We start from the raw sequence: 17,645 nt of genomic DNA on the forward strand, positions 1-17,645 counted from the left end.
GCCCCCAGTCTTCGACAGATTGTTGATCGCGCTCAGAACAGCTCGCTGAACGGAATGAAACGCAGCGGAGCCCCCCTCTGCAAGGTGCTGTTCTCGGGGATTTCCACCAATCCGTCGGCCCAGGTCGCGCCGAGCAGAACCCCGGAACTCTGGTTCGGATACAGCGCCGCCTGCCCGCCCTCCAGGCGTACCCGCAGGTATTCGCGACGGCTGCCGGGCTTCGGCCAATCGAAGCCGGCGTTGACCGTGAAGCTCAGCGGCATCACCTCTTCCACGCCTTGAATGCGCAGCAGGTACGGGCGCGCCAGCAGGCCGAAGGTCACCAGCGCCGAGGTCGGATTGCCCGGCAGGCCGATCACCGGCACCGAGCCGAAATGCCCGACCGTCAGCGGTTTACCGGGCTTGATCGCGAGTTTCCACAGCAGCGGTTTGCCGTTGTCGCGCAGCACTTGGCCGAGGCAGTCGGCATCGCCGGCAGACACGCCGCCGGTGGTCAGAATCAGATCGGCCGCCACTTGCAGTTGCTCGAGTTTGAGCCGGGTCTGCGCCGGGCGATCGGGCAGAATCCCGGCGTCGATCACTTCGCAACCCAGTTCGCGCAACCAGTGGTCGAGCAAGGTGCGGTTGCTGTTGTAGATGCTGCCGGGACGCAGCGGCTGGCCAGGTTCCACCAGCTCATCACCGGTCGACAGCAACGCCACGCGCGGACGACGCACCAACGGCAAATGAGTCATGCCCTGCCCGGCGGCGACGGCCAGTTCGAACGGGCCGAGGCGTTTGCCGGCGCGCAGCAAGGTGTCGCCGACGCGGTTCTCCTGGCCCTGGGCGCGGATGTTCTGGCCGGCCTTAAGCGGTTGCAGGAAACGTACGCGGCCGTCTTCGAGCACCTCGACGTTTTCCTGCATCTCCACGCAATTGGCACCGGGCGGCAACGGCGCACCCGTGAAAATCCGTGCGCAGGTGCCGGGCAGCAAGGCGTCCGGCGCCATCCCGGCGTAGACCCGCTGTGACACGCTCAACGGCTGGCGATGCAGGTCGGGGAGGTTCAAGGCATAACCGTCCATGGCGCTGTTCGGCCACGGCGGCAGATCGAGTGTGGCGACCAGATCGCTGGCCAGCACGCGCCCGCGCGCTTCATTGAGCGGCACCGATTCGCTGTCCGGTAGACGTTGTTCATCGGCCATCGCCAACAGTTGGTCGAGGGCGTCCTCGACCGGCATCAACCCCGGCTTGCTCATCCGCGCGGCCCGCAGGCTTGCACCGGTTTGAGGTGCGGAACGAAGTTGCAAGGGCGATGACGGTTATCCAGTTGTTCGGCGAGGATGCCTTCCCACGCGGTGCGGCAAGCGCCAGTGGAGCCCGGCAGGCAGCACACCAGCGTGCCGTTGGACAAGCCCGCCAGCGCACGGCTTTGTACGGTCGAGGTGCCGATGTCGAGAATCGAGATGGCGCGGAACAGTTCGCCAAAACCGTCGATCTGCTTGTCCAGCAGGCAGGCCACGGCTTCCGGGGTGCTGTCGCGGCCGGTGAAACCGGTGCCGCCGGTGATCAGCACCACTTGAATGTTGTCGTCGGCGATCCAGTGCGCGACCTGGGCGCGGATCTTGTACAGGTCGTCCTTGAGCAAGTTGCGCTCGCTCAGGGTGTGGCCGGCCTCCAGCAGACGGCTGACCAGCAACTGGCCGGAGGTGTCATTGGCGTAATCGCGGGTATCGCTGACCGTCAGCACGGCAATATTCAGGGGAACGAACAAGGCATCCGATTTAACACTCATGGCACTCTCCGGCCGTCGTCAATTCAATGGATGACGAGCCTAAGTGCCGCTTGTGAGGACTGTCTAATCACTCTGGCCAACCACACTATCGACCTGCTCTATCGGTGAATTTTTTCAGCCCCTCGACCGCTGTCCGAGCCAATAAAACCGGGGGTCATCGAAACCCTCGATAGGCTCGTAAACACTGCCGATTGGACGAAAAAATCCCTCAGTGGGATCGTCGCTCCCTGCGCTTTCCGTGCGCCGTACGCATCTGCGTCAATACTCAATCAAAATTCTCAATCGAGCAGGTGCCGTCGTGGACATCAAACAACTCAAGTTTCTGATCGCGCTGGACGAAACCCGCCACTTCGGCCAGGCCGCCGCGCGCTGTCACATCACCCAGCCGACCCTGTCGATGCGCCTGCGCAATCTGGAAGACGAGCTGGATCTGGTGCTGGTCAATCGCGGCCAGCGCTTCGAAGGTTTCACCCAGGCCGGCGAGCGCGTCCTGGCCTGGGCCCGCACGTTGCTGGCTGCCCATGACGGGTTGTTTGCCGAAGCGGCGGCCTGCCGCGGACAACTGGTGGGTAGCCTGCGCCTGGGGCTGGTGCCGCTGAGCAACTTCAATCCGGTGAATTACATTCAGGGTTTGTCAGGGATATTTCCCGAGCTGAAATACAGCCTGTCGTCGCTGAGTTCGGACGAGATCATCGAAGGTCTGGGTAACAATCAGCTGGACTTGGGCGTGTGTTATCTGGACCACGTCAACCCGAACTATTTCGAGTTCTTCGAGATTGGCGAAACCCGCGTCGGCCTGCTCTACGACACCCGTCACTTCCATTTCGAAGGCCCGGAAATGAGCTGGGAGGACGCCGCCGAACTGCCGCTGGGGATGATCACCACCGGCATGCACTACCGCAAATCCATCGACCTGAGTTTCCGCAGTCGCGGACTCAATCCGCAGCCGATCATGGAAAGCGACTCGACCTACCAACTGCTGCAGGCGATTCACCAAGGCTTCTGCTGCTCGATCATGCCGCTGGACAGCGGTCTGGAAGAGCCGATCGAACACCTGGCCTTCATCAACCTGCCGGATGCCAGCGTGCTCGCGCCCCTGGGGCTGGTGATGCGCAAGACCGAACCGCGCTCGGCGATCGCCGAGAAGTGTTTTGCCGAGGCGCGCAAGATGTTCGGGATCGAGGCGCCCGCCGTTTAACCCTCCCCAAGTTGCCTGAAACGTTGCACTTCGGTGCAACGACTTCAGGTCCGCCTGCGGTCATCGACCAATCCAATCACTGCATCGGAACAAGCGATTGGACGCACTTTTCCCTGCCCCGTAGCCTGAACCCACTTCAGCGCTTCGGGGACTTTTCAAGATGCTGTGCCAAGTTGAACAACTCATCGAACCGGGCGACGCCAACGCCCCCGCGCCACAACCGGCGCAAGTGGCCTACCGCGAATACCTCGACGACGCGCCGGTGTCCCACGCGGCGCTGGCGGCGGAAATCGCCCTGGCCATCAGCTACAACGGACTGAATCAGGCGGTGATGATGGTCTCGCCGGGCAACATCGAGGACTTCATTCGCGGCTTCAGCCTCAGCAACGCCATTGTCGACCGCCTCGACGATATCCACGACATCCGCCTGACCCATTTCGACCAGGCCTGCCAGGCCGACGTGCAGATTTCCAGCCGCGCGTTCTGGGCTCTGAAGGATCATCGCCGGCAGATGGCGGGCACCAGCGGCTGCGGCCTCTGCGGCGTGGAAGCCCTTGAGCAGGCGCTGCCGCAACTGGAGATCCTGACCCCGACACCGTTGCCACCGGCCGCGCATTTCAACGGCATCCGCCAGCGCATCGAGCAGGCCCAGCAACTGGCACGCAGCAGCGGTGCCCTGCACGCGGCGCTGTACTTCGACGCCGACGGCAAAGCGCTGTTGTGCCGCGAAGACATCGGCCGCCACAACGCCCTCGACAAGCTGATCGGCGCCTTGCAGTTCGAAGGTCTCGATGCGCGCCAGGGCTTCGTCGTGGTCACCAGCCGTTGCAGCCTCGAACTGATCCACAAAGCCGTGCGCGCACGCCTCGGCACCCTCGTCAGCCTGTCCGCCCCTACTGCACTTACGGTGCGCTGGGCGCTCAAGCACCGCCTGAACCTGATCCACGTCCCGCACCACAACGCCCCGCGAATCTACAGCCCGATCCAGGAGCCCACCGCATGAGCAACACCCTCACCCACCTCGACGATCAGGGCCGCGCCAACATGGTCGACGTCAGCGACAAAGCCGCGACCCGCCGCGAAGCCACTGCCCAGGCCTGGGTGCAGATGCGTCCGCAAACCCTGCAAATGATCCAGTCCAACGGCCACCCCAAGGGCGATGTGTTCGCCGTGGCGCGGATCGCCGGGATTCAGGCCGCCAAGCGCACCCACGAGCTGATTCCGCTGTGCCATGCGCTGTTGCTCAGCTCTATCCACGTCGAACTCAAGGCCTGTGAACCGGATCGCGTGCAGATCACCAGCACCTGCCGCCTCACCGGCCAGACCGGGGTCGAACTCGAGGCCCTGACCGCCGCCAGCGTCGCCGCGCTGACCATCTACGACATGTGCAAGGCGGTGGACCGGGCGATGGTTATCGGCGACATCCGCCTGCTGAGCAAACAGGGCGGCCGCTCCGGCCACTTTCAATGGGAGAACCCGCAATGATTCTGATCAACTACTTCGCCAGCTACCGTGACCGGCTCAATCTGGGCGGTGAAAAGATTCCGGCCAGCGACACCCTCGCTTGTGTCGAAGATGTGCGGCAAATGCTGATGCAGCGCGGCGATGTCTGGCGTGAAGTGCTCGGTGCCGGCAACCTGATGTGCGCGGTGAATCAGGAGCTGTGTCAGCCGGATCAGGCCATTGAGGACTTCGACGAGATTGCGTTTTTCCCGCCGGTCACGGGGGGTTGAGACATGGGTGTTCGAGTCCAGCGTAAAGGCTTCGATGCCGGTCAGTTGATTGCCGACCTGCATGCGCGCAATCCACGGGTGGGCGCGGTGGTGAATTTCATTGGTTATGTGCGGGATCTGAACGTCGGGCAGTCGGTGACCGAGCTGTTTCTGGAGCACTATCCGGGCATGACCGAGAAGGCTCTGGAGCAGATAGCCGAACAGGCTCGCGAGCGCTGGCCGTTGCTGGCGGTGGAGATTGTGCATCGGGTCGGTGCGTTGTCGGTGACCGAACCGATCGTGTTTGTTGGCGTCAGCAGCAAGCATCGGCATGCGGCGTTCCAGGCCTGTGCGTTCATCATGGATGTGCTGAAGACCCACGCGCCGTTCTGGAAACGTGAGACCACGCCAGAGGGTTCGCATTGGGTCGAGGCGCGGGAGAGTGATCGGAATGCGGCGTTTCGCTGGAGTCTGGCGCATGCCTGACCGGGTACTGTCGAATGCGACAAAAGCCTGATTAGATAGCAGCTCCCGCCGATTCGAACGTGGAGCCACACTTGAGCCAAACACCAAAGGATTTGCATCGCCCTCAACCCATCAGCCTGCGCCAGGCCTGGCCCTTCTGGCTGAAACTCGGCTGCATCGGCTTCGGCGGCCCCGCCGGGCAGATCGCGATCATGCATCAGGAACTGGTGGAGCGCCGGCGCTGGATCTCCGAGCGGCGCTTCCTGCATGCGCTCAACTACTGCATGTTGCTGCCCGGCCCGGAGGCCCAGCAACTGGCGACCTACATCGGCTGGCTGCTGCATCGCACCCCTGGCGGCGTGCTGGCCGGGGCGTTGTTTGTGTTGCCTTCGCTGCTGATCCTGATCGCTCTTTCCTGGATTTATATTGCGCTTGGCGACGTGCCGGCGGTAGCCGGGGTGTTTTACGGGATCAAACCGGCGGTGACCGCGATTGTGTTGCACGCGGCCCATCGCATCGGTTCGCGAGCCTTGAAAAACAGCTGGCTATGGGCGATTGCCGGGGCAGCGTTCGTGGCGATTTTTGCCTTCAACCTGCCGTTCCCGCTGATCGTGCTCGGCGCAGCACTGATCGGCTATTTTGGCGGACGCTGGGCGCCGCAGCGCTTCAGCAACGGCGGCCATCGCGGCAGCGAAAAGTCCTTCGGCCCGGCGCTGATCGATGACGACACACCGCCGCCCGAACATGCGCAGTTCAACTTGCCAAGGCTGCTGCGTCTGGCGCTGATCGGTGCGCTGCTGTGGTGTCTGCCCATGGCACTGCTGACCACGTTGTTCGGTTGGGACGGCACCTTTACGCAGATGGGCTGGTTCTTCACCAAAGCGGCATTGCTCACCTTCGGCGGCGCCTACGCCGTGCTGCCTTACGTGTATCAGGGCGCGGTCGGGCATTACGGCTGGCTGACGCCGACGCAGATGATCGACGGCCTGGCCTTGGGCGAAACCACGCCGGGACCGCTGATCATGGTGGTGGCGTTTGTCGGGTTCGTCGGCGCTTACGTGCAACCGACATTCGGCCCGGAACACGCATTCGCCGCCGGCGCGCTGGCGGCGACACTGGTGACCTGGTTCACTTTCCTGCCCTCGTTCCTGTTCATCCTCGCCGGTGGGCCGTTGGTGGAGTCGACGCACAACGAACTGAAATTCACTGCGCCACTGACCGCGATCACCGCAGCGGTGGTCGGGGTGATCCTCAATCTGGCGTGTTTCTTTGCTTGGCACGTGTTCTGGCCCAATGGATTCGCCGGGCAACCGGACGTTTTCTCGATCCTGCTGGCCCTGGCTGCCGCCGTCGCCCTGTTCTTTTTCAAGCGCGGGGTAATCGAGGTGTTGATCGTTTGCGCCCTCGTCGGGCTGGGGTTTTACCTGCTGCGCTGAACCGGGGGCCCGCGACAGCTCCCGGAAACAGGCGTTTACTTGTCCGGGGATTCCCCCTTACTATCCAGCCACACCGGCATGGCGGGACACTCCCGCCGCCGACGTTTTCCGCCAACGGAAACACGCGTCATGAGCACGTCACTCCAACAATCAGAATCGTTGAACGTCTCTGTACTGTGCGCCCTCCTTCACAGGGGCCGCGCATGAATCGCATCGTCAATCTCCCCATGGCCCTGAGCCGCTCCAAGCTGCGTCACTCCGCACGCCCGCCGGATATCTGCCTGCCCGTCTGATCGCGCCGGTAAAAAATCGCGACAGCTCCCCCTCTTTTTTCGATATCCCTGCCAGGACGCCCGCGCCTTTTGCCGCGCTGCGTCCGGCCCGAATCTGCGCGCCTGTGCGGCGCCATCGTGAGTGATTGATTATGAAATTCGCAGCCATTGAAGACGCCCGCAGCTTTCTCGAGCACAACCCCGACATCGACATGATCGAGCTGTTCATCCTCGACGCCAACGGCGTGCCCCGCGGCAAGCTGTTGCACCGCGAAGAACTGCTCGCCGTATACGAAAGTGGCCGCCCGCTGCCAAGCACCATCCTCGGCCTGACGGTGCACGGCGAAGACGTGGAGAACTCCGGTCTGGTGTGGGACGTCGGCGACATCGACTGCCGCGCCTACCCGCTGGAAGGCAGTCTGGTACGCCTGCCGTGGCGGCAGATTCCGACTGCTGCGGTGCAGGTCAGCATGCATCCGGAACAAGGCATGCCGGCGAGCATTGCCGACCCGCGTCACCTGTTGATCAAGATCATCGACCGCTTGAAAGCCGAGGGTTACCACCCGGTAATGGCCTGCGAGCTGGAGTTCTATCTGCTCGACGCCAAACGCGATCACAACGGTCGCCCGCAACCGGCGCTGGATGCCGACGGTGGTCGACCGAGACACACGCAGGTCTACGGTTTGCGTGAGCTGGAACAGATCGAACCGTTCCTCGCCGATCTCTACAGCGCCTGCAAACTGCACGGCATTCCGGCGCGCACGGCGATCTCGGAATACGCGCCGGGCCAGGTGGAAATTACCCTCGAACACGGCGATGCACTGGAGGCGATGGACCAGGCCGTGCGCTACAAACGACTGGTCAAAGCCGTGGCGCACAAGCACGGGATGCAGGCGACGTTCATGGCCAAGCCGTTCGATCACCTGGCTGGCACCGGCATGCACATGCACGTCAGCCTCGCCGATGCCGAGGGACGCAATCTGTTTGCCTCCGAGGACCCGGCCGGCACCCCGCTGTTGCGCACGGCGATTGGCGGGATGCTCGCTTCCCTGCTCGATTCGCTGCTGCTGTTCTGCCCGAACGCCAACTCCTACCGTCGCTTCCAGGCCAACAGTTACGCGCCACTGGCGCCGACCTGGGGCGTCGACAACCGCACCGTCAGCCTGCGCGTGCCCGGCGGCCCGGCCAACACCCGGCACATCGAACACCGCATCTGCGGCGCCGATGCCAACCCGTATCTGGCAGCGGCGGCGATCCTTGCGGGCATTCATCGCGGGATAAAAGACGACATCGATCCGGGCGAGCCGGTGGAAGGCAACGGCTACGCGCAGGCGAAAGAGCTGCTGCCGACCGATTGGCTGACCTCGCTCACGGCACTGGAAAACTCGGTGTGGGCGCGGGATGCGCTGGGGCAGGAATTCCTCGGGGTGTATCTGGCGGTGAAACGCGCGGAATACCGGCAGTTCATGGCTGAAGTGGGTGAGCAGGACTGGCGCTGGTATCTGACCGAAGCCTGATCCTTTTTCCTCTTCTTGCCCTGGATACCGACATGACTGAACGCAGCAATTCCTACTACACCGCGACCCTCAACCGCGACACTGACTACCCGACCCTGCAAGGTCGGCACAAGGTCGATGTGGTGATCATCGGTGGCGGTTTCACCGGCGTCGCCACCGCCGTCGAGCTGGCCGAGAAAGGCCTGAAAGTCGCCATCGTCGAAAGCCACAAGATCGGCTGGGGCGCCACCGGGCGCAATGGCGGGCAGGTCACCGGCAGCCTGTCCGGCGACGGCGCGATGCGCAAACAAATGCGCAACACCTTGGGCGACGAGGTCGATGACTTTATCTGGCACCTGCGCTGGCGTGGGCACGAAATCATCAAACAGCGCGTCGAGAAATACGCGATCGATTGCGACCTCAAGCACGGCCATTTGCACGCCGCCTACAAGCCGAGCCACATGGCCGGTTTGCGCAGCGATTACGACGAAGCCGTGCGTCGCGGCATGGGTGATGAAGTCAGCCTGCTCGATCGCAGCCAGGTGCGCGACCTGCTGCAAAGCGAGCTCTATCACGGCGCAATCAAAAACACTCGCAACATGCACCTGCACCCGCTCAACCTGTGCATCGGTGAAGCGCGAGCGGCGGAAAGCAACGGCGCGCTGATCTTCGAAAACAGCGAAGTGCTGGAGATCATTCACGGCGACAGCCCCGGCGTGCGCACCACCCACGGCCGGATCGACGCCAATCAGGTGCTGCTGGCCGGCGACGTCTACCACAAGCTCGAGCCGGGCCAGCTCAAGGGCAAGATCTTCCCGGCCATGGGCGGCATCGTCACCACCGAACCATTGGGCGATCTGGCCAGACAGATCAACCCTGAAGACCTCGCCGTTTACGACTGCCGCTTCGTCCTCGATTACTACCGCCTCACCGCCGACGGTCGCCTGCTGTTCGGCGGCGGCGCCAACTACAGCGGCAAGGACTCACGGGACATCGCCGGCGAACTGCGGCCGTGCATCGAACAGACTTTCCCGGCGCTCAAAGGGGTGAAGATCGATTACCAGTGGAGCTGCGCGATGGGCATCGTCATCAACCGCATCCCGCAACTGGGCAAGCTCTCGGACAACGTCTGGTATTGCCAGGGCTACTCCGGCCACGGCATCGCTACGACCCACATCATGGGTGAAATCATGAGCCGGGCGATCACCGGGCAGATGCAGCAGTTCGACACGTTTGCCGCGTGCTCGCACATTCGCGTGCCGATGGGCGATCTGCTGGGGAATCCGATGCTGGCGGCCGGCATGTGGTACTACCAGATGCTGGAAAAACTGCGCTGATCGAACAGGCCCCATCGCCAGTGATGGGGTCTTTTTTGCCGCAAAACCTCAGTCGGGCAACTGCTCCACCTCAATCCCCAACCGCCGATAATCCTCGACACTCCCCGACGCCACATGCCGTTCGGTGATCAGCGTGTGCAAGCGCTCGCACGGCGCCACCACAAACGGCTCCACCGCGCCGAGCTTATCCGCCGTGGTCACGGCAATTACCCGCGTCGCACAGTCGAGCAGCGCCTGTTTGACCGGCACTTCATCGAAATGCAGCGAGGTGATGCCCACCTCCGGATGAATCGCGCAGACCCCGGTGATCGCCAGATCCGCCTTGATCCCCCACAGCAGCCGCAGCGCCTCGTGACCGCCGGCGGACATGGTTTTCGGATTGAGCTGCCCGCCCGCCAGAATCACTTTGATGCCAGGGTATTCGGACAACGCAATCGCCGTCATCGGCGATGCTGTGACCGCCGTGAGGCTGATGTCCCTGGGCAACGAACGCGCCACCTGCAACGAGGTGGAACCGGAGTCGAACATCACCGTCTGCCCGTTGCGCACCTGCTGCGCCGCCAATTGCGCCAGACGGATTTTCACCTCGTCGATCTCGTCCAGCCGGGTGAAGTAATCCTTGCCGGTGTCCTTGGGCCTCGGCAGCGCGCCGCCGTGCACTCGCTGCACCAGTCCGGCGTTGTCCAGCTCGGCGAGATCGCGGCGGATGGTGTCTTCGGACACCGCAAAATGCTGGCTCAACTCGGACGCCATGACCTTGCCGTCACGTTCGAGGATCAGAAGGATTTTCTGCCGGCGCAGGGAGGGAAGCTCGGAAGCGGAATGATCGTGCATGGTTTTGCCTGTTTGTGCTTGTCGTTGCAGGTTTGGCGAGATTAGCCAAGCCGGTCGGTAAACACAACGCAGGTATCAATGGCTTCGATCATTGGAATCACGAAGCCGAATTTTTTCTTTTCACCCCACCCCGGCAGAATGGCCCCACTTTCAAAAGGACCAGGATGAATACCCCATGAACCTCAATTTCGCATTTGCCTGCATGGTCGTCGTATCGTTTGCCATCGCGCTTGGGCATGCCTGATCGAAATCAATGCTCGATCGGCGATCACTCCGCCACCACCCGCGCCTTGCGCACGAACAGCGCATGCACCTTGTCCCAGAAATTGCCGCCCAGCACGAAAAAGCTGCCGACGAACATCAAGTCGCCCAGCGCCTGCATCTGCCAGAGGTTGGGCCGTACGCCCGGGAAGAAGTTATCGAAATACGGTTCCAGGAAGGACGACAGCAGCGGCAGGCAGAACATCACCACGCCGATCTTGTGGCGCATCGGGCTGACTTCGGCCACCGGGGTCGGAATCACGCCGGAAATATAGTGGCCGATCGTGCGCTTGAGTTCGGCGAACCCGGCCTTGCCCATCACCGCGATCACCAGCAGCAACAGCACTTTATTGCTGATGAACAACACCCCGGTCAGCGCCGCGACTTTCGAGCCCGGCACGTCGAGGGCGGCAGCAATCGGCACCATCAGCCACGAACCGAGCATCAGGCAGATGATTGCCACGCCGACCTTGAATCTCCAACTGGCGCTGGTGGGGGCAAGCGGTTCTTGAGCAGTGTCCATGGCTTCCTACCTTTTTATCCGGGGCGGAGTTCGGTGGCGTTCGCCTGAAAAAGCGTAGCAGCTGATTGCTTCCAACAACCCGCAATCTGCAGTCTATGCTCCAGTGACATTTCCCGCTGGGGCCTCCCGGTATGCCTGCAACGCCAGCCCTGCTGATCCGTCCCGGCCACCTGCTGTTGCTCGGTGCGCTGAGCCTTGGCGGCTGCCTGCGGCTGGGCCCGGATTTCCAGCCGCCGGCGGAGGACTGGAGCAAGCAATGGCAAAGTCCGGCACTGGAGCAGGCCAGCGAACGCGGCAGAGTGCCGGACCTGCGCCAGTGGTGGCAGGTGTTTGCCGATCCAGTGCTCGACCGCTTGATCAGCGACGCCGAAGCCCGCAACAGCAGCCTGAAGATCGCCGGCCTGCGGGTCCTCGAAGCCCGCGCGCAACTGGGCATCGCCGACAGCGGTCGCTACCCGCAACTGCAACAGGCCAGCGCCGACAGCCTGTACATCGACCGCCACCAGTCCGGCGGCAGCAATCCGCAGGACTTGCACTTCTGGCAGCACAGCGCCGCGTTCGATGTCGGCTGGGAACTGGATTTCTGGGGTCGCTTCAGCCGCGCCATCGAATCCGCCGACGCCAGCTACTTCGCCGCCCAGGCCAACTACGAAGACGCCCTCGTTCTATTACGCGCCCAAGTGGCCGACACCTACTTTGCCCTGCGCACCACCGAAGCCCGGCTGCGGGTCGCCCGGGAAAACGCCGCCCAGCAAAAACGCAATTTCGAAATCACCGAAAAACTCTTTCGCAGCGGCCAGACCGCCGAACTCGACCTGCAACAGGCCAGGACCCAATACCTCGGCACCCTGAGCAGCATTCCGGCGTTCGAAGATCAATTGCTGCGTACCCGCAACGCGCTGGCGGTGCTGGTCGGCCAGCCGCCCGGTGGCGCGGCGTTTCTGGCGGAACAACCGGGGCTGATTCCACTGGTGGATCGCGCGGTGTTGCAGGATGTCCCGGCCAACCTGTTGCTGCGCCGTCCCGATGTGCGCGCGGCGGAGCTGAACGTGGCCGCTCAATCGGCGCTGGTCGGCGTGGCGGAAACCGACCTTTATCCCTCGCTGACCTTGCTCGGCAGCATCGTCTGGTCCAGCGACACCCTCGGCGCCACTCCGCGCAGCCTCGACCTGATCGGTGGCCCGAGCCTGCGCTGGAACCTGTTCGACTACGGCCGCATCCACAACAACATCCGCGTGCAGGATGCGCGGTTGCAGCAACTGATCGAGGCCTATCGCGACAAAGTCCGCCAGGCTGCCCGTGAAGCCGACGACGCCGCCAGCGGCCTGACCAAGGCGCTGGAACGCGAGCGTATTCTCGGCGAGGCCGAAGGCGCGGCGCGGCGTTCGCTGGTGCTGGCCAACACCCAATATCGCGAAGGCTATTCGGATTTTCAGCGGGTGCTCGATGCCCAGCGCGCATTGCTGGAGCTACAGGACAACTATCTGGTCAGCCGCAGCAACGCCGTGAGCAATCTGATCGCTTTGTACCGCGCCGTCGGTGGTGGCTGGCAAAGCGCCGGACCGCAGATTGATTCAGCGACCCGACAGCAGATGCAGCAACGCACCGACTGGGGCGATCTGCTGAGCGCCCCGCCGCCCCGACCGACCTATCCGATTCCCTCGCAGGTAGACCGCCATGAGTGATGAAGCGCCGCCGGATCCGGCGAAAAAAGGCATCCGCTGGGTGCTGCTGGTGATTGTGCTGAGCCTGGTCTGGTATCTGCTGGCCGACCGTTTTACGCCCTACACGCAGCAGGCGCGGGTCGGCGCGTTCGTGATTCCGGTGGCGGCGGAAGTCGCGGGCCGGGTGATCAAGGTCAACGTGCGCAACAATCAGGACGTGCAGGCCGGCGACATTCTCTTCGAGCTCGATCCGCAGCCGCTGCAGATCGCCGTCGACCGGGCCCGCGCCGATCTGGAAAACACCCGGCGCACGGTCGGCGCCAGCACCGCCGGCATCGCGTCGGCTCAGGCATCGTTGCGTGCCGCGCAAGCCAATGAACTCAAAACGCGCCAGGACAATCGACGGCTGGAAGGTTTGTACAAAGAAGATCCGGGCACCGTTTCGGTTCGGCTGCTGGAAGTGTCCCGGGCCAACCACGAAGCGGCGGTCAGCCAGGTCGCCGCCGCCCGGGCCGAAGTGCTGCGTGCGCAGGAGCAGGAAGGCGGCAACACCGACACCAACGCCAAGCTGCTCAGCGCCGCCGCCACGCTGGCCAAGGCCGAACTGGATCTGGCCAACACCCGCATTGGCGCGCGTTCGGCGGGCTTGATCACCGACCTGCGCACCGACGTCGGCCAGTTCGCCGCTGTCGGCAGTCCGGTAATGACCCTGATCACGATCCAGGACGTGTGGATCAGCGCCGACCTCACCGAGAACAACCTCGGCCGGATCAAGCCCGGCACGCCGGTGTCGATCATCCTCGACGCCCTGCCCGGCGAAGTGCTCGACGGCCGGGTACGCAGCATCGGTTACGGTGTCAGCGTCGGCCAGACGCCGCCGCCCGGAACACTGCCGACGATCCAGAACAGTCGCGACTGGCTACGTCCGGCCCAGCGCTTTCCGGTGATCATCGAGTTCAGCGAAGAGGCGAAAAAGCGCCTGTTCGAGAGTCGTTCGATTCGCGCTGGCGGGCAGGCGGAAGTCATGGCGTTTCCGAGCGAGGGCAATCTGCTCAATCCACTCGGGCGGATGTTTGTCTGGTTGATGAGTTGGCTGTCGTATGCCTATTGAGCGCAGCGTTCCGGCGCAACGGGCCTTGCGCCTGGCTTGCGGCACGGCGTTGTGCACCGCCGCCAGTTACGGCCTCGCCTTGCCGCTGTCGTTTTTGTCTCCAGTGCTCGCGGTGTTGCTGCTGGCCAGCATGCCTCGGCCGTTGCCGGTGAAAATGGCGCTGGTGCTGACGTTGGTCGCCGCATTCACCACCAGCCTCGGCCTGTTGCTGGTGCCGTTGCTGCGTTATTACCCGGTGTGCGGCGTGCTGTTGATCGCTATTGGGCTGTTTCTGGTGTTCACCTACGGCTTGCGCGGCGGCAACGTGCTGATCATGACGTTTCTGGTGATCGGCATGACCATGATCTCCGCCGCCGGTTTCGCCTCATTCGAGCTGGCGATGGCGGTGATCGGCGCGCTGGTCAAAGGCCTGTTGCTGGCCGTCGTCATCGTCGGCCTGAGCCACGTCCTGTTCCCGGAACCGGCCAACAGCCCCGCGCCACCACCCGCTCCCGCCCTGCCCGCCGAAGACCTGCCCCGCGTGGCGATGCGCGCAACATTGATCGTGCTGCCGACCTTCCTGCTGGTGCTGATCGACCCGGCCAGCTACCTGCCGATCATCCTCAAAGCCGTCAGCCTCGGCCAACAGAGCACCACCACCCGCACCCATCACGCCGGGCGCGAATTGCTCGGCTCGACCTTATTGGGCGGGCTGCTGGCGGTGCTGTTCTGGTGCGCGTTGAGCCTGTTCGTGCACCTGTGGATGTTCTTTCTGTGGATGCTGCTGTTCGGGCTGTTTATGGCGCGCAAACTCTATCGGCTGCACCCGACGCAACTCACGCCGGGGTTCTGGCTCAACACCCTGATCACCATGATCATCCTGCTCGGCCAGTCGGTGGAGGACAGTGCAGCGGGCAAAGACGTCTACACCGCCTTCGCGGTGCGCATGGGGTTGTTCATTCTGGTGACGCTCTACAGCGGCGTGATGATGCACCTGCTCGTCGCGCACCGGGAAAGCCGTCAGGGCGTGACCTGATAACCCCGCCCTTGCAGGCAACCGGTGTAGGCGCTTGAACTGGCTGAAGCATCGGTCCGCCGCTGTTCGCGCCGATCCTGCCGCTGCCGTGCACCGCCGACCACCGCACCGGCGGCAGCCGTCTCTTTGGCTCGGCTCTGGCGATAATCCTGCTTGCGGTCATCGTCCACGGCTTCGTAAAACTCGTCGTGTTGACGGCCGCGCACTTCAGCGGCAGTAGCGCCGGCAGCGGCACCCACTGCGGCGCCCTTCAACCGACCGCCGGCCTGGGGTGTCGACGTGGTTGAGGTGGATGCGATCGAATGGCAATCGTTGATGTCGATCTGGGTTTGCTGGGAAGTCTGGCCCTTGAGCGGGACGACGGATTCAGCGCTGGCCTGTGTGGCGCACAGGCACGCTGCGATGAACAGTGAATGGCGGAACATGATGACCTCCGACGCGGCGGGGTTGCCTGTGGGGCGGGGTAATCTGGGAGTGTAGTTCACGACCAATCCAGCAACGCTGAGCGAGTGATGGCCAAGAGATATCAAATTGAGTATAAACGTTGGGTTCTGTCATTCATTCGGAATGCAGCGATGGAAAGGATGAGCAAGGATGTACGTATATAAAATGGTTCAGGTCCCACCAAACATTGAAGTTCGTGCCAAAGAGCACCGTGGGAATGAAGCCGCAGCCTACCTTCAGAACGTAGTGAACTCCCACGCAGAAGACGGTTGGGAGTTTTACCGAATCGATACCATTGGAGTTTCTGTCAAACCAGGGTGCTTCGATGCGCTGCTGGGTAAGAAAAACGTACTGACCGAGTATTACGTCATTTCCCTACGCAAGCCTGCATGATGGTCCCCATCGCCATATTGGCAATCCGTTGCTATCAGAAAATGGCGCCTGAAAGGCTGAGATCGGCATGTAGATTCGAACCTAGCTGTTCGAACTATTCGATTTTGGCCTTTCAGAAATATGGCTTCTTCAAAGGGGTCGATCTAACCGCTCGGCGAATTTGTCGATGCCGTTATCCAAACGGTGGCACTGATTATCCGTAAAAACCAGCATAGCCTGGATCACACCCCTTCTCTCACCCGCCGAACCTGCACCAACAACGCCGGCGCAAAGTGCAACACCACCATCCGCGCCAGATGGTGAGTTAGGATAAACACCACATTCAGCCCGCCGGCGAACGCCACAATCGCGATGGTTTCGATGGCCCCCGGCATGTAGGCGAGCCACAGCGACAACGCATCGCTGCCCAGCAACCGTGCCGCCGCCAATGCAAAAACCGCCGCGACCAGAATCATCAAACCCACCGACACCAGCGCCGTGCGGCCATGACGTCCCAGTTCCGCGAGGCCCAATCCCTGGAATCGCGAACCGATCCGCACACCCAGAATCAGCGCCGCCAGATTCAGGCTCCAATCCGGCATGTGAAAGCCCTGCAGCCATCCTGATTTCACGAATACGGCGGTGATGATGATTGCCGTCAACATGAACGGCGCCGGCACGCCAACGGCCAGCAGCAAACGCCCGACCACCACGCTCAAACCGATCACTGCCAGCACGGTCAACGCCATGCCCGTGGACAAGGGATCAATTTCGGTCACGGCAACCGGTGCCGTTCCGGGAATCAGCAAACTCACCAGCACCGTGATCAGCAGCAGCCGCATCAAGTGCACGATGATCACCTTGCTCGACGCCTGATGCGATTCCAGCAAATCGAACACCGCCGCCAGCGCACCCGGATAAACGGCCAACAAGGCATCCGTGCGATTCCACCCTGCCCCGCGCGACAGCCACCAGGCGGCCAGCGCCACTTGCACTGCCAGGCACAGCAGCAATACGCCGAGGCTTGGCAACATCGTCGAGACCGTCGCGCTGTCCCACGCTTCGAACATCAACCCGGTGGCGATACCCAGCGTGACCTGGATGTAACCCAGACCATAAGGCGTCGCCGGTGCGATGCCAAATTTAGTGACGACAAGTGCGGTGACAAGAATCGAGCCCAGCAGTAAACCGTGGGGCACGCCTTCGAACTGCAACAGCGCGCCGAAGCCGGCAGCAATCAACAAACACAGAATGGATTTCATGGTCGCCTTCCTGGCTATTCAAGGTGCTTTTCAGTTAAGTCAGGCGCGCAGCCGTCCAATCGCCCGCCGATATTTTTCGATCCGCTCCAGATCCTCCCAACTCGGCGAGGCAATCCGCGACAGGTCGCTGTTCTCTTCCAGATCCGCCAGTTTCACCACCCGCCCGATCGGGTTCTGCGCCGCGCGCTCGACGAAGTCCTCGTAGGACTCGCCGGGCACTTTGGTCACCGCTTCGATGGCGGACAAAACGGCTTCGCTGAAGCCTTCCTTGCGCAAATCCTCCAGGCTGATGCCGCAGTCCTCGACCACATCGTGCAACACCGCGACGATGCGCTCTTCCAGGCTGCTCATGCGCAACATGACCTTCAGCGGATGCAAAATATACGGCGCACCGCCCTTGTCCAGCTGCCCCGCGTGAGCCGTGGCGGCAATCGCGATGGCGCGTTCCAGAGTCTGAGTCATGGGGGTT

Annotated in this window: 20 protein-coding genes; 13 read left to right on the plus strand and 7 right to left on the minus strand. The window is 62.6% G+C overall.

The window, feature by feature from the left end; genetic code table 11:
• Positions 1-32: 32 nt before the first annotated feature.
• Both JKA62_RS08980 and moaB read right to left on the minus strand, forming a co-directional pair.
• Entirely contained in the window at positions 33-1,238 is a 1,206-nt protein-coding gene (locus JKA62_RS08980) for a molybdopterin molybdotransferase MoeA (protein WP_011333584.1), read from the minus strand.
• Complete coding sequence (gene moaB, locus JKA62_RS08985) at positions 1,235-1,774, minus strand: molybdenum cofactor biosynthesis protein B (protein ID WP_201817442.1); 540 nt, start codon at positions 1,772-1,774, stop codon at positions 1,235-1,237. Before moaB ends, JKA62_RS08980 begins: the two co-directional genes overlap by 4 nt.
• A gap of 298 nt (positions 1,775-2,072) precedes the next feature.
• On the opposite strand from moaB, the gene JKA62_RS08990 reads away from it, so the two are divergent.
• From JKA62_RS08990 to JKA62_RS09025, 8 genes are all read left to right on the plus strand, one after another.
• A complete protein-coding gene (locus JKA62_RS08990; protein ID WP_085708636.1) occupies positions 2,073-2,972 on the plus strand; it encodes a LysR family transcriptional regulator in 900 nt (299 codons plus the stop codon).
• A gap of 160 nt (positions 2,973-3,132) precedes the next feature.
• Positions 3,133-3,975 (plus strand): formate dehydrogenase accessory sulfurtransferase FdhD, encoded by an 843-nt coding sequence (gene fdhD / locus JKA62_RS08995; RefSeq protein ID WP_201817444.1) that lies wholly within the window; start codon positions 3,133-3,135, stop codon positions 3,973-3,975.
• The gene (gene moaC / locus JKA62_RS09000; protein WP_011333580.1) at positions 3,972-4,457 is read left to right on the plus strand and encodes a cyclic pyranopterin monophosphate synthase MoaC; all 486 of its coding nucleotides are present in this window, start codon (positions 3,972-3,974) and stop codon (positions 4,455-4,457) included. The genes fdhD and moaC overlap by 4 nt, the downstream gene beginning before the upstream one ends.
• Positions 4,454-4,705, plus strand: coding sequence for a MoaD/ThiS family protein (locus JKA62_RS09005; protein ID WP_007957033.1), 252 nt, complete (start codon positions 4,454-4,456; stop codon positions 4,703-4,705). The genes moaC and JKA62_RS09005 overlap by 4 nt, the downstream gene beginning before the upstream one ends.
• A 3-nt stretch (positions 4,706-4,708) precedes the next feature.
• A complete protein-coding gene (gene moaE / locus JKA62_RS09010; RefSeq protein WP_011333579.1) occupies positions 4,709-5,170 on the plus strand; it encodes a molybdopterin synthase catalytic subunit MoaE in 462 nt (153 codons plus the stop codon).
• 71 nt (positions 5,171-5,241) lie between these two features.
• Complete coding sequence (gene chrA, locus JKA62_RS09015; protein ID WP_201817446.1) at positions 5,242-6,585, plus strand: chromate efflux transporter; 1,344 nt, start codon at positions 5,242-5,244, stop codon at positions 6,583-6,585.
• Between the two features lie 424 nt (positions 6,586-7,009).
• On the plus strand, positions 7,010-8,374 hold the full coding sequence (locus JKA62_RS09020) for a glutamine synthetase family protein (RefSeq protein WP_201817449.1): 1,365 nt from the start codon (positions 7,010-7,012) through the stop codon (positions 8,372-8,374).
• A gap of 32 nt (positions 8,375-8,406) precedes the next feature.
• Positions 8,407-9,690 (plus strand): NAD(P)/FAD-dependent oxidoreductase, encoded by a 1,284-nt coding sequence (locus tag JKA62_RS09025; RefSeq protein ID WP_011333576.1) that lies wholly within the window; start codon positions 8,407-8,409, stop codon positions 9,688-9,690.
• A gap of 48 nt (positions 9,691-9,738) precedes the next feature.
• Here the strand turns inward: JKA62_RS09025 and JKA62_RS09030 are convergent, their stop codons facing one another.
• Complete coding sequence (locus tag JKA62_RS09030; RefSeq protein WP_011333575.1) at positions 9,739-10,524, minus strand: DeoR/GlpR family DNA-binding transcription regulator; 786 nt, start codon at positions 10,522-10,524, stop codon at positions 9,739-9,741.
• A gap of 268 nt (positions 10,525-10,792) precedes the next feature.
• Positions 10,793-11,308: a transporter suffix domain-containing protein gene (locus tag JKA62_RS09035; RefSeq protein WP_011333574.1), complete on the minus strand. Its 516-nt coding sequence runs from the start codon at positions 11,306-11,308 to the stop codon at positions 10,793-10,795.
• 131 nt (positions 11,309-11,439) lie between these two features.
• Between JKA62_RS09035 and JKA62_RS09040 the strand changes: the two genes are divergently transcribed.
• Genes JKA62_RS09040 through JKA62_RS09050 form a run of 3 tightly spaced genes read left to right on the plus strand, consistent with a single transcriptional unit; the run spans position 11,440 to position 15,098 of the window.
• Positions 11,440-12,993 (plus strand): efflux transporter outer membrane subunit, encoded by a 1,554-nt coding sequence (locus tag JKA62_RS09040; protein WP_201817458.1) that lies wholly within the window; start codon positions 11,440-11,442, stop codon positions 12,991-12,993.
• The gene (locus JKA62_RS09045) at positions 12,986-14,083 is read left to right on the plus strand and encodes an HlyD family secretion protein (protein ID WP_011333572.1); all 1,098 of its coding nucleotides are present in this window, start codon (positions 12,986-12,988) and stop codon (positions 14,081-14,083) included. The genes JKA62_RS09040 and JKA62_RS09045 overlap by 8 nt, the downstream gene beginning before the upstream one ends.
• Positions 14,073-15,098, plus strand: a complete 1,026-nt coding sequence (locus tag JKA62_RS09050) for a DUF2955 domain-containing protein (protein WP_201817461.1) — start codon at positions 14,073-14,075, stop codon at positions 15,096-15,098. Before JKA62_RS09045 ends, JKA62_RS09050 begins: the two co-directional genes overlap by 11 nt.
• Here the strand turns inward: JKA62_RS09050 and JKA62_RS09055 are convergent.
• Positions 15,083-15,523 (minus strand): YMGG-like glycine zipper-containing protein, encoded by a 441-nt coding sequence (locus tag JKA62_RS09055; protein ID WP_201817463.1) that lies wholly within the window; start codon positions 15,521-15,523, stop codon positions 15,083-15,085. The two genes, JKA62_RS09050 and JKA62_RS09055, sit on opposite strands and share 16 nt — an antisense overlap.
• Positions 15,524-15,692: 169 nt before the next feature.
• Between JKA62_RS09055 and JKA62_RS09060 the strand changes: the two genes are divergently transcribed.
• On the plus strand, positions 15,693-15,935 hold the full coding sequence (locus tag JKA62_RS09060; RefSeq protein WP_011333569.1) for a hypothetical protein: 243 nt from the start codon (positions 15,693-15,695) through the stop codon (positions 15,933-15,935).
• Complete coding sequence (gene yidD / locus JKA62_RS09065; RefSeq protein WP_084777083.1) at positions 15,935-16,138, plus strand: membrane protein insertion efficiency factor YidD; 204 nt, start codon at positions 15,935-15,937, stop codon at positions 16,136-16,138. The genes JKA62_RS09060 and yidD overlap by 1 nt, the downstream gene beginning before the upstream one ends.
• A gap of 18 nt (positions 16,139-16,156) precedes the next feature.
• On the opposite strand, the gene JKA62_RS09070 is transcribed toward yidD, so the two are convergent.
• Together JKA62_RS09070 and JKA62_RS09075 are read right to left on the minus strand one after the other, a co-directional pair.
• The gene (locus JKA62_RS09070) at positions 16,157-17,176 is read right to left on the minus strand and encodes an AbrB family transcriptional regulator (RefSeq protein ID WP_201817472.1); all 1,020 of its coding nucleotides are present in this window, start codon (positions 17,174-17,176) and stop codon (positions 16,157-16,159) included.
• Positions 17,177-17,215: 39 nt separating this feature from the next.
• Complete coding sequence (locus JKA62_RS09075; protein WP_201817473.1) at positions 17,216-17,638, minus strand: HD domain-containing protein; 423 nt, start codon at positions 17,636-17,638, stop codon at positions 17,216-17,218.
• Positions 17,639-17,645: the final 7 nt, after the last annotated feature.

The organism is Pseudomonas sp. B7, from assembly GCF_016735645.1.
Classification (GTDB): Bacteria; Pseudomonadota; Gammaproteobacteria; order Pseudomonadales; family Pseudomonadaceae; genus Aquipseudomonas; species Aquipseudomonas glycinae.

Bases quoted from the DNA above. Each gene is read 5' to 3' on its own strand.
- JKA62_RS09060 (WP_011333569.1), top strand. From the start codon at position 15,693: ATGTACGTATATAAAATGGTTCAGGTCCCACCAAACATTGAAGTTCGT.
- JKA62_RS09070 (WP_201817472.1), bottom strand. From the start codon at position 17,176: ATGAAATCCATTCTGTGTTTGTTGATTGCTGCCGGCTTCGGCGCGCTG.
- JKA62_RS09045 (WP_011333572.1), top strand. From the start codon at position 12,986: ATGAGTGATGAAGCGCCGCCGGATCCGGCGAAAAAAGGCATCCGCTGG.
- JKA62_RS09005 (WP_007957033.1), top strand. From the start codon at position 4,454: ATGATTCTGATCAACTACTTCGCCAGCTACCGTGACCGGCTCAATCTG.
- JKA62_RS08980 (WP_011333584.1), bottom strand. From the start codon at position 1,238: ATGAGCAAGCCGGGGTTGATGCCGGTCGAGGACGCCCTCGACCAACTG.
- moaE (WP_011333579.1), top strand. From the start codon at position 4,709: ATGGGTGTTCGAGTCCAGCGTAAAGGCTTCGATGCCGGTCAGTTGATT.
- fdhD (WP_201817444.1), top strand. From the start codon at position 3,133: ATGCTGTGCCAAGTTGAACAACTCATCGAACCGGGCGACGCCAACGCC.
- JKA62_RS09030 (WP_011333575.1), bottom strand. From the start codon at position 10,524: ATGCACGATCATTCCGCTTCCGAGCTTCCCTCCCTGCGCCGGCAGAAA.
- JKA62_RS09025 (WP_011333576.1), top strand. From the start codon at position 8,407: ATGACTGAACGCAGCAATTCCTACTACACCGCGACCCTCAACCGCGAC.
- JKA62_RS09055 (WP_201817463.1), bottom strand. From the start codon at position 15,523: ATGTTCCGCCATTCACTGTTCATCGCAGCGTGCCTGTGCGCCACACAG.
- JKA62_RS09075 (WP_201817473.1), bottom strand. From the start codon at position 17,638: ATGACTCAGACTCTGGAACGCGCCATCGCGATTGCCGCCACGGCTCAC.
- JKA62_RS09040 (WP_201817458.1), top strand. From the start codon at position 11,440: ATGCCTGCAACGCCAGCCCTGCTGATCCGTCCCGGCCACCTGCTGTTG.
- moaC (WP_011333580.1), top strand. From the start codon at position 3,972: ATGAGCAACACCCTCACCCACCTCGACGATCAGGGCCGCGCCAACATG.
- JKA62_RS09050 (WP_201817461.1), top strand. From the start codon at position 14,073: ATGCCTATTGAGCGCAGCGTTCCGGCGCAACGGGCCTTGCGCCTGGCT.
- yidD (WP_084777083.1), top strand. From the start codon at position 15,935: ATGGTCCCCATCGCCATATTGGCAATCCGTTGCTATCAGAAAATGGCG.
- moaB (WP_201817442.1), bottom strand. From the start codon at position 1,774: ATGAGTGTTAAATCGGATGCCTTGTTCGTTCCCCTGAATATTGCCGTG.
- JKA62_RS09035 (WP_011333574.1), bottom strand. From the start codon at position 11,308: ATGGACACTGCTCAAGAACCGCTTGCCCCCACCAGCGCCAGTTGGAGA.
- JKA62_RS09020 (WP_201817449.1), top strand. From the start codon at position 7,010: ATGAAATTCGCAGCCATTGAAGACGCCCGCAGCTTTCTCGAGCACAAC.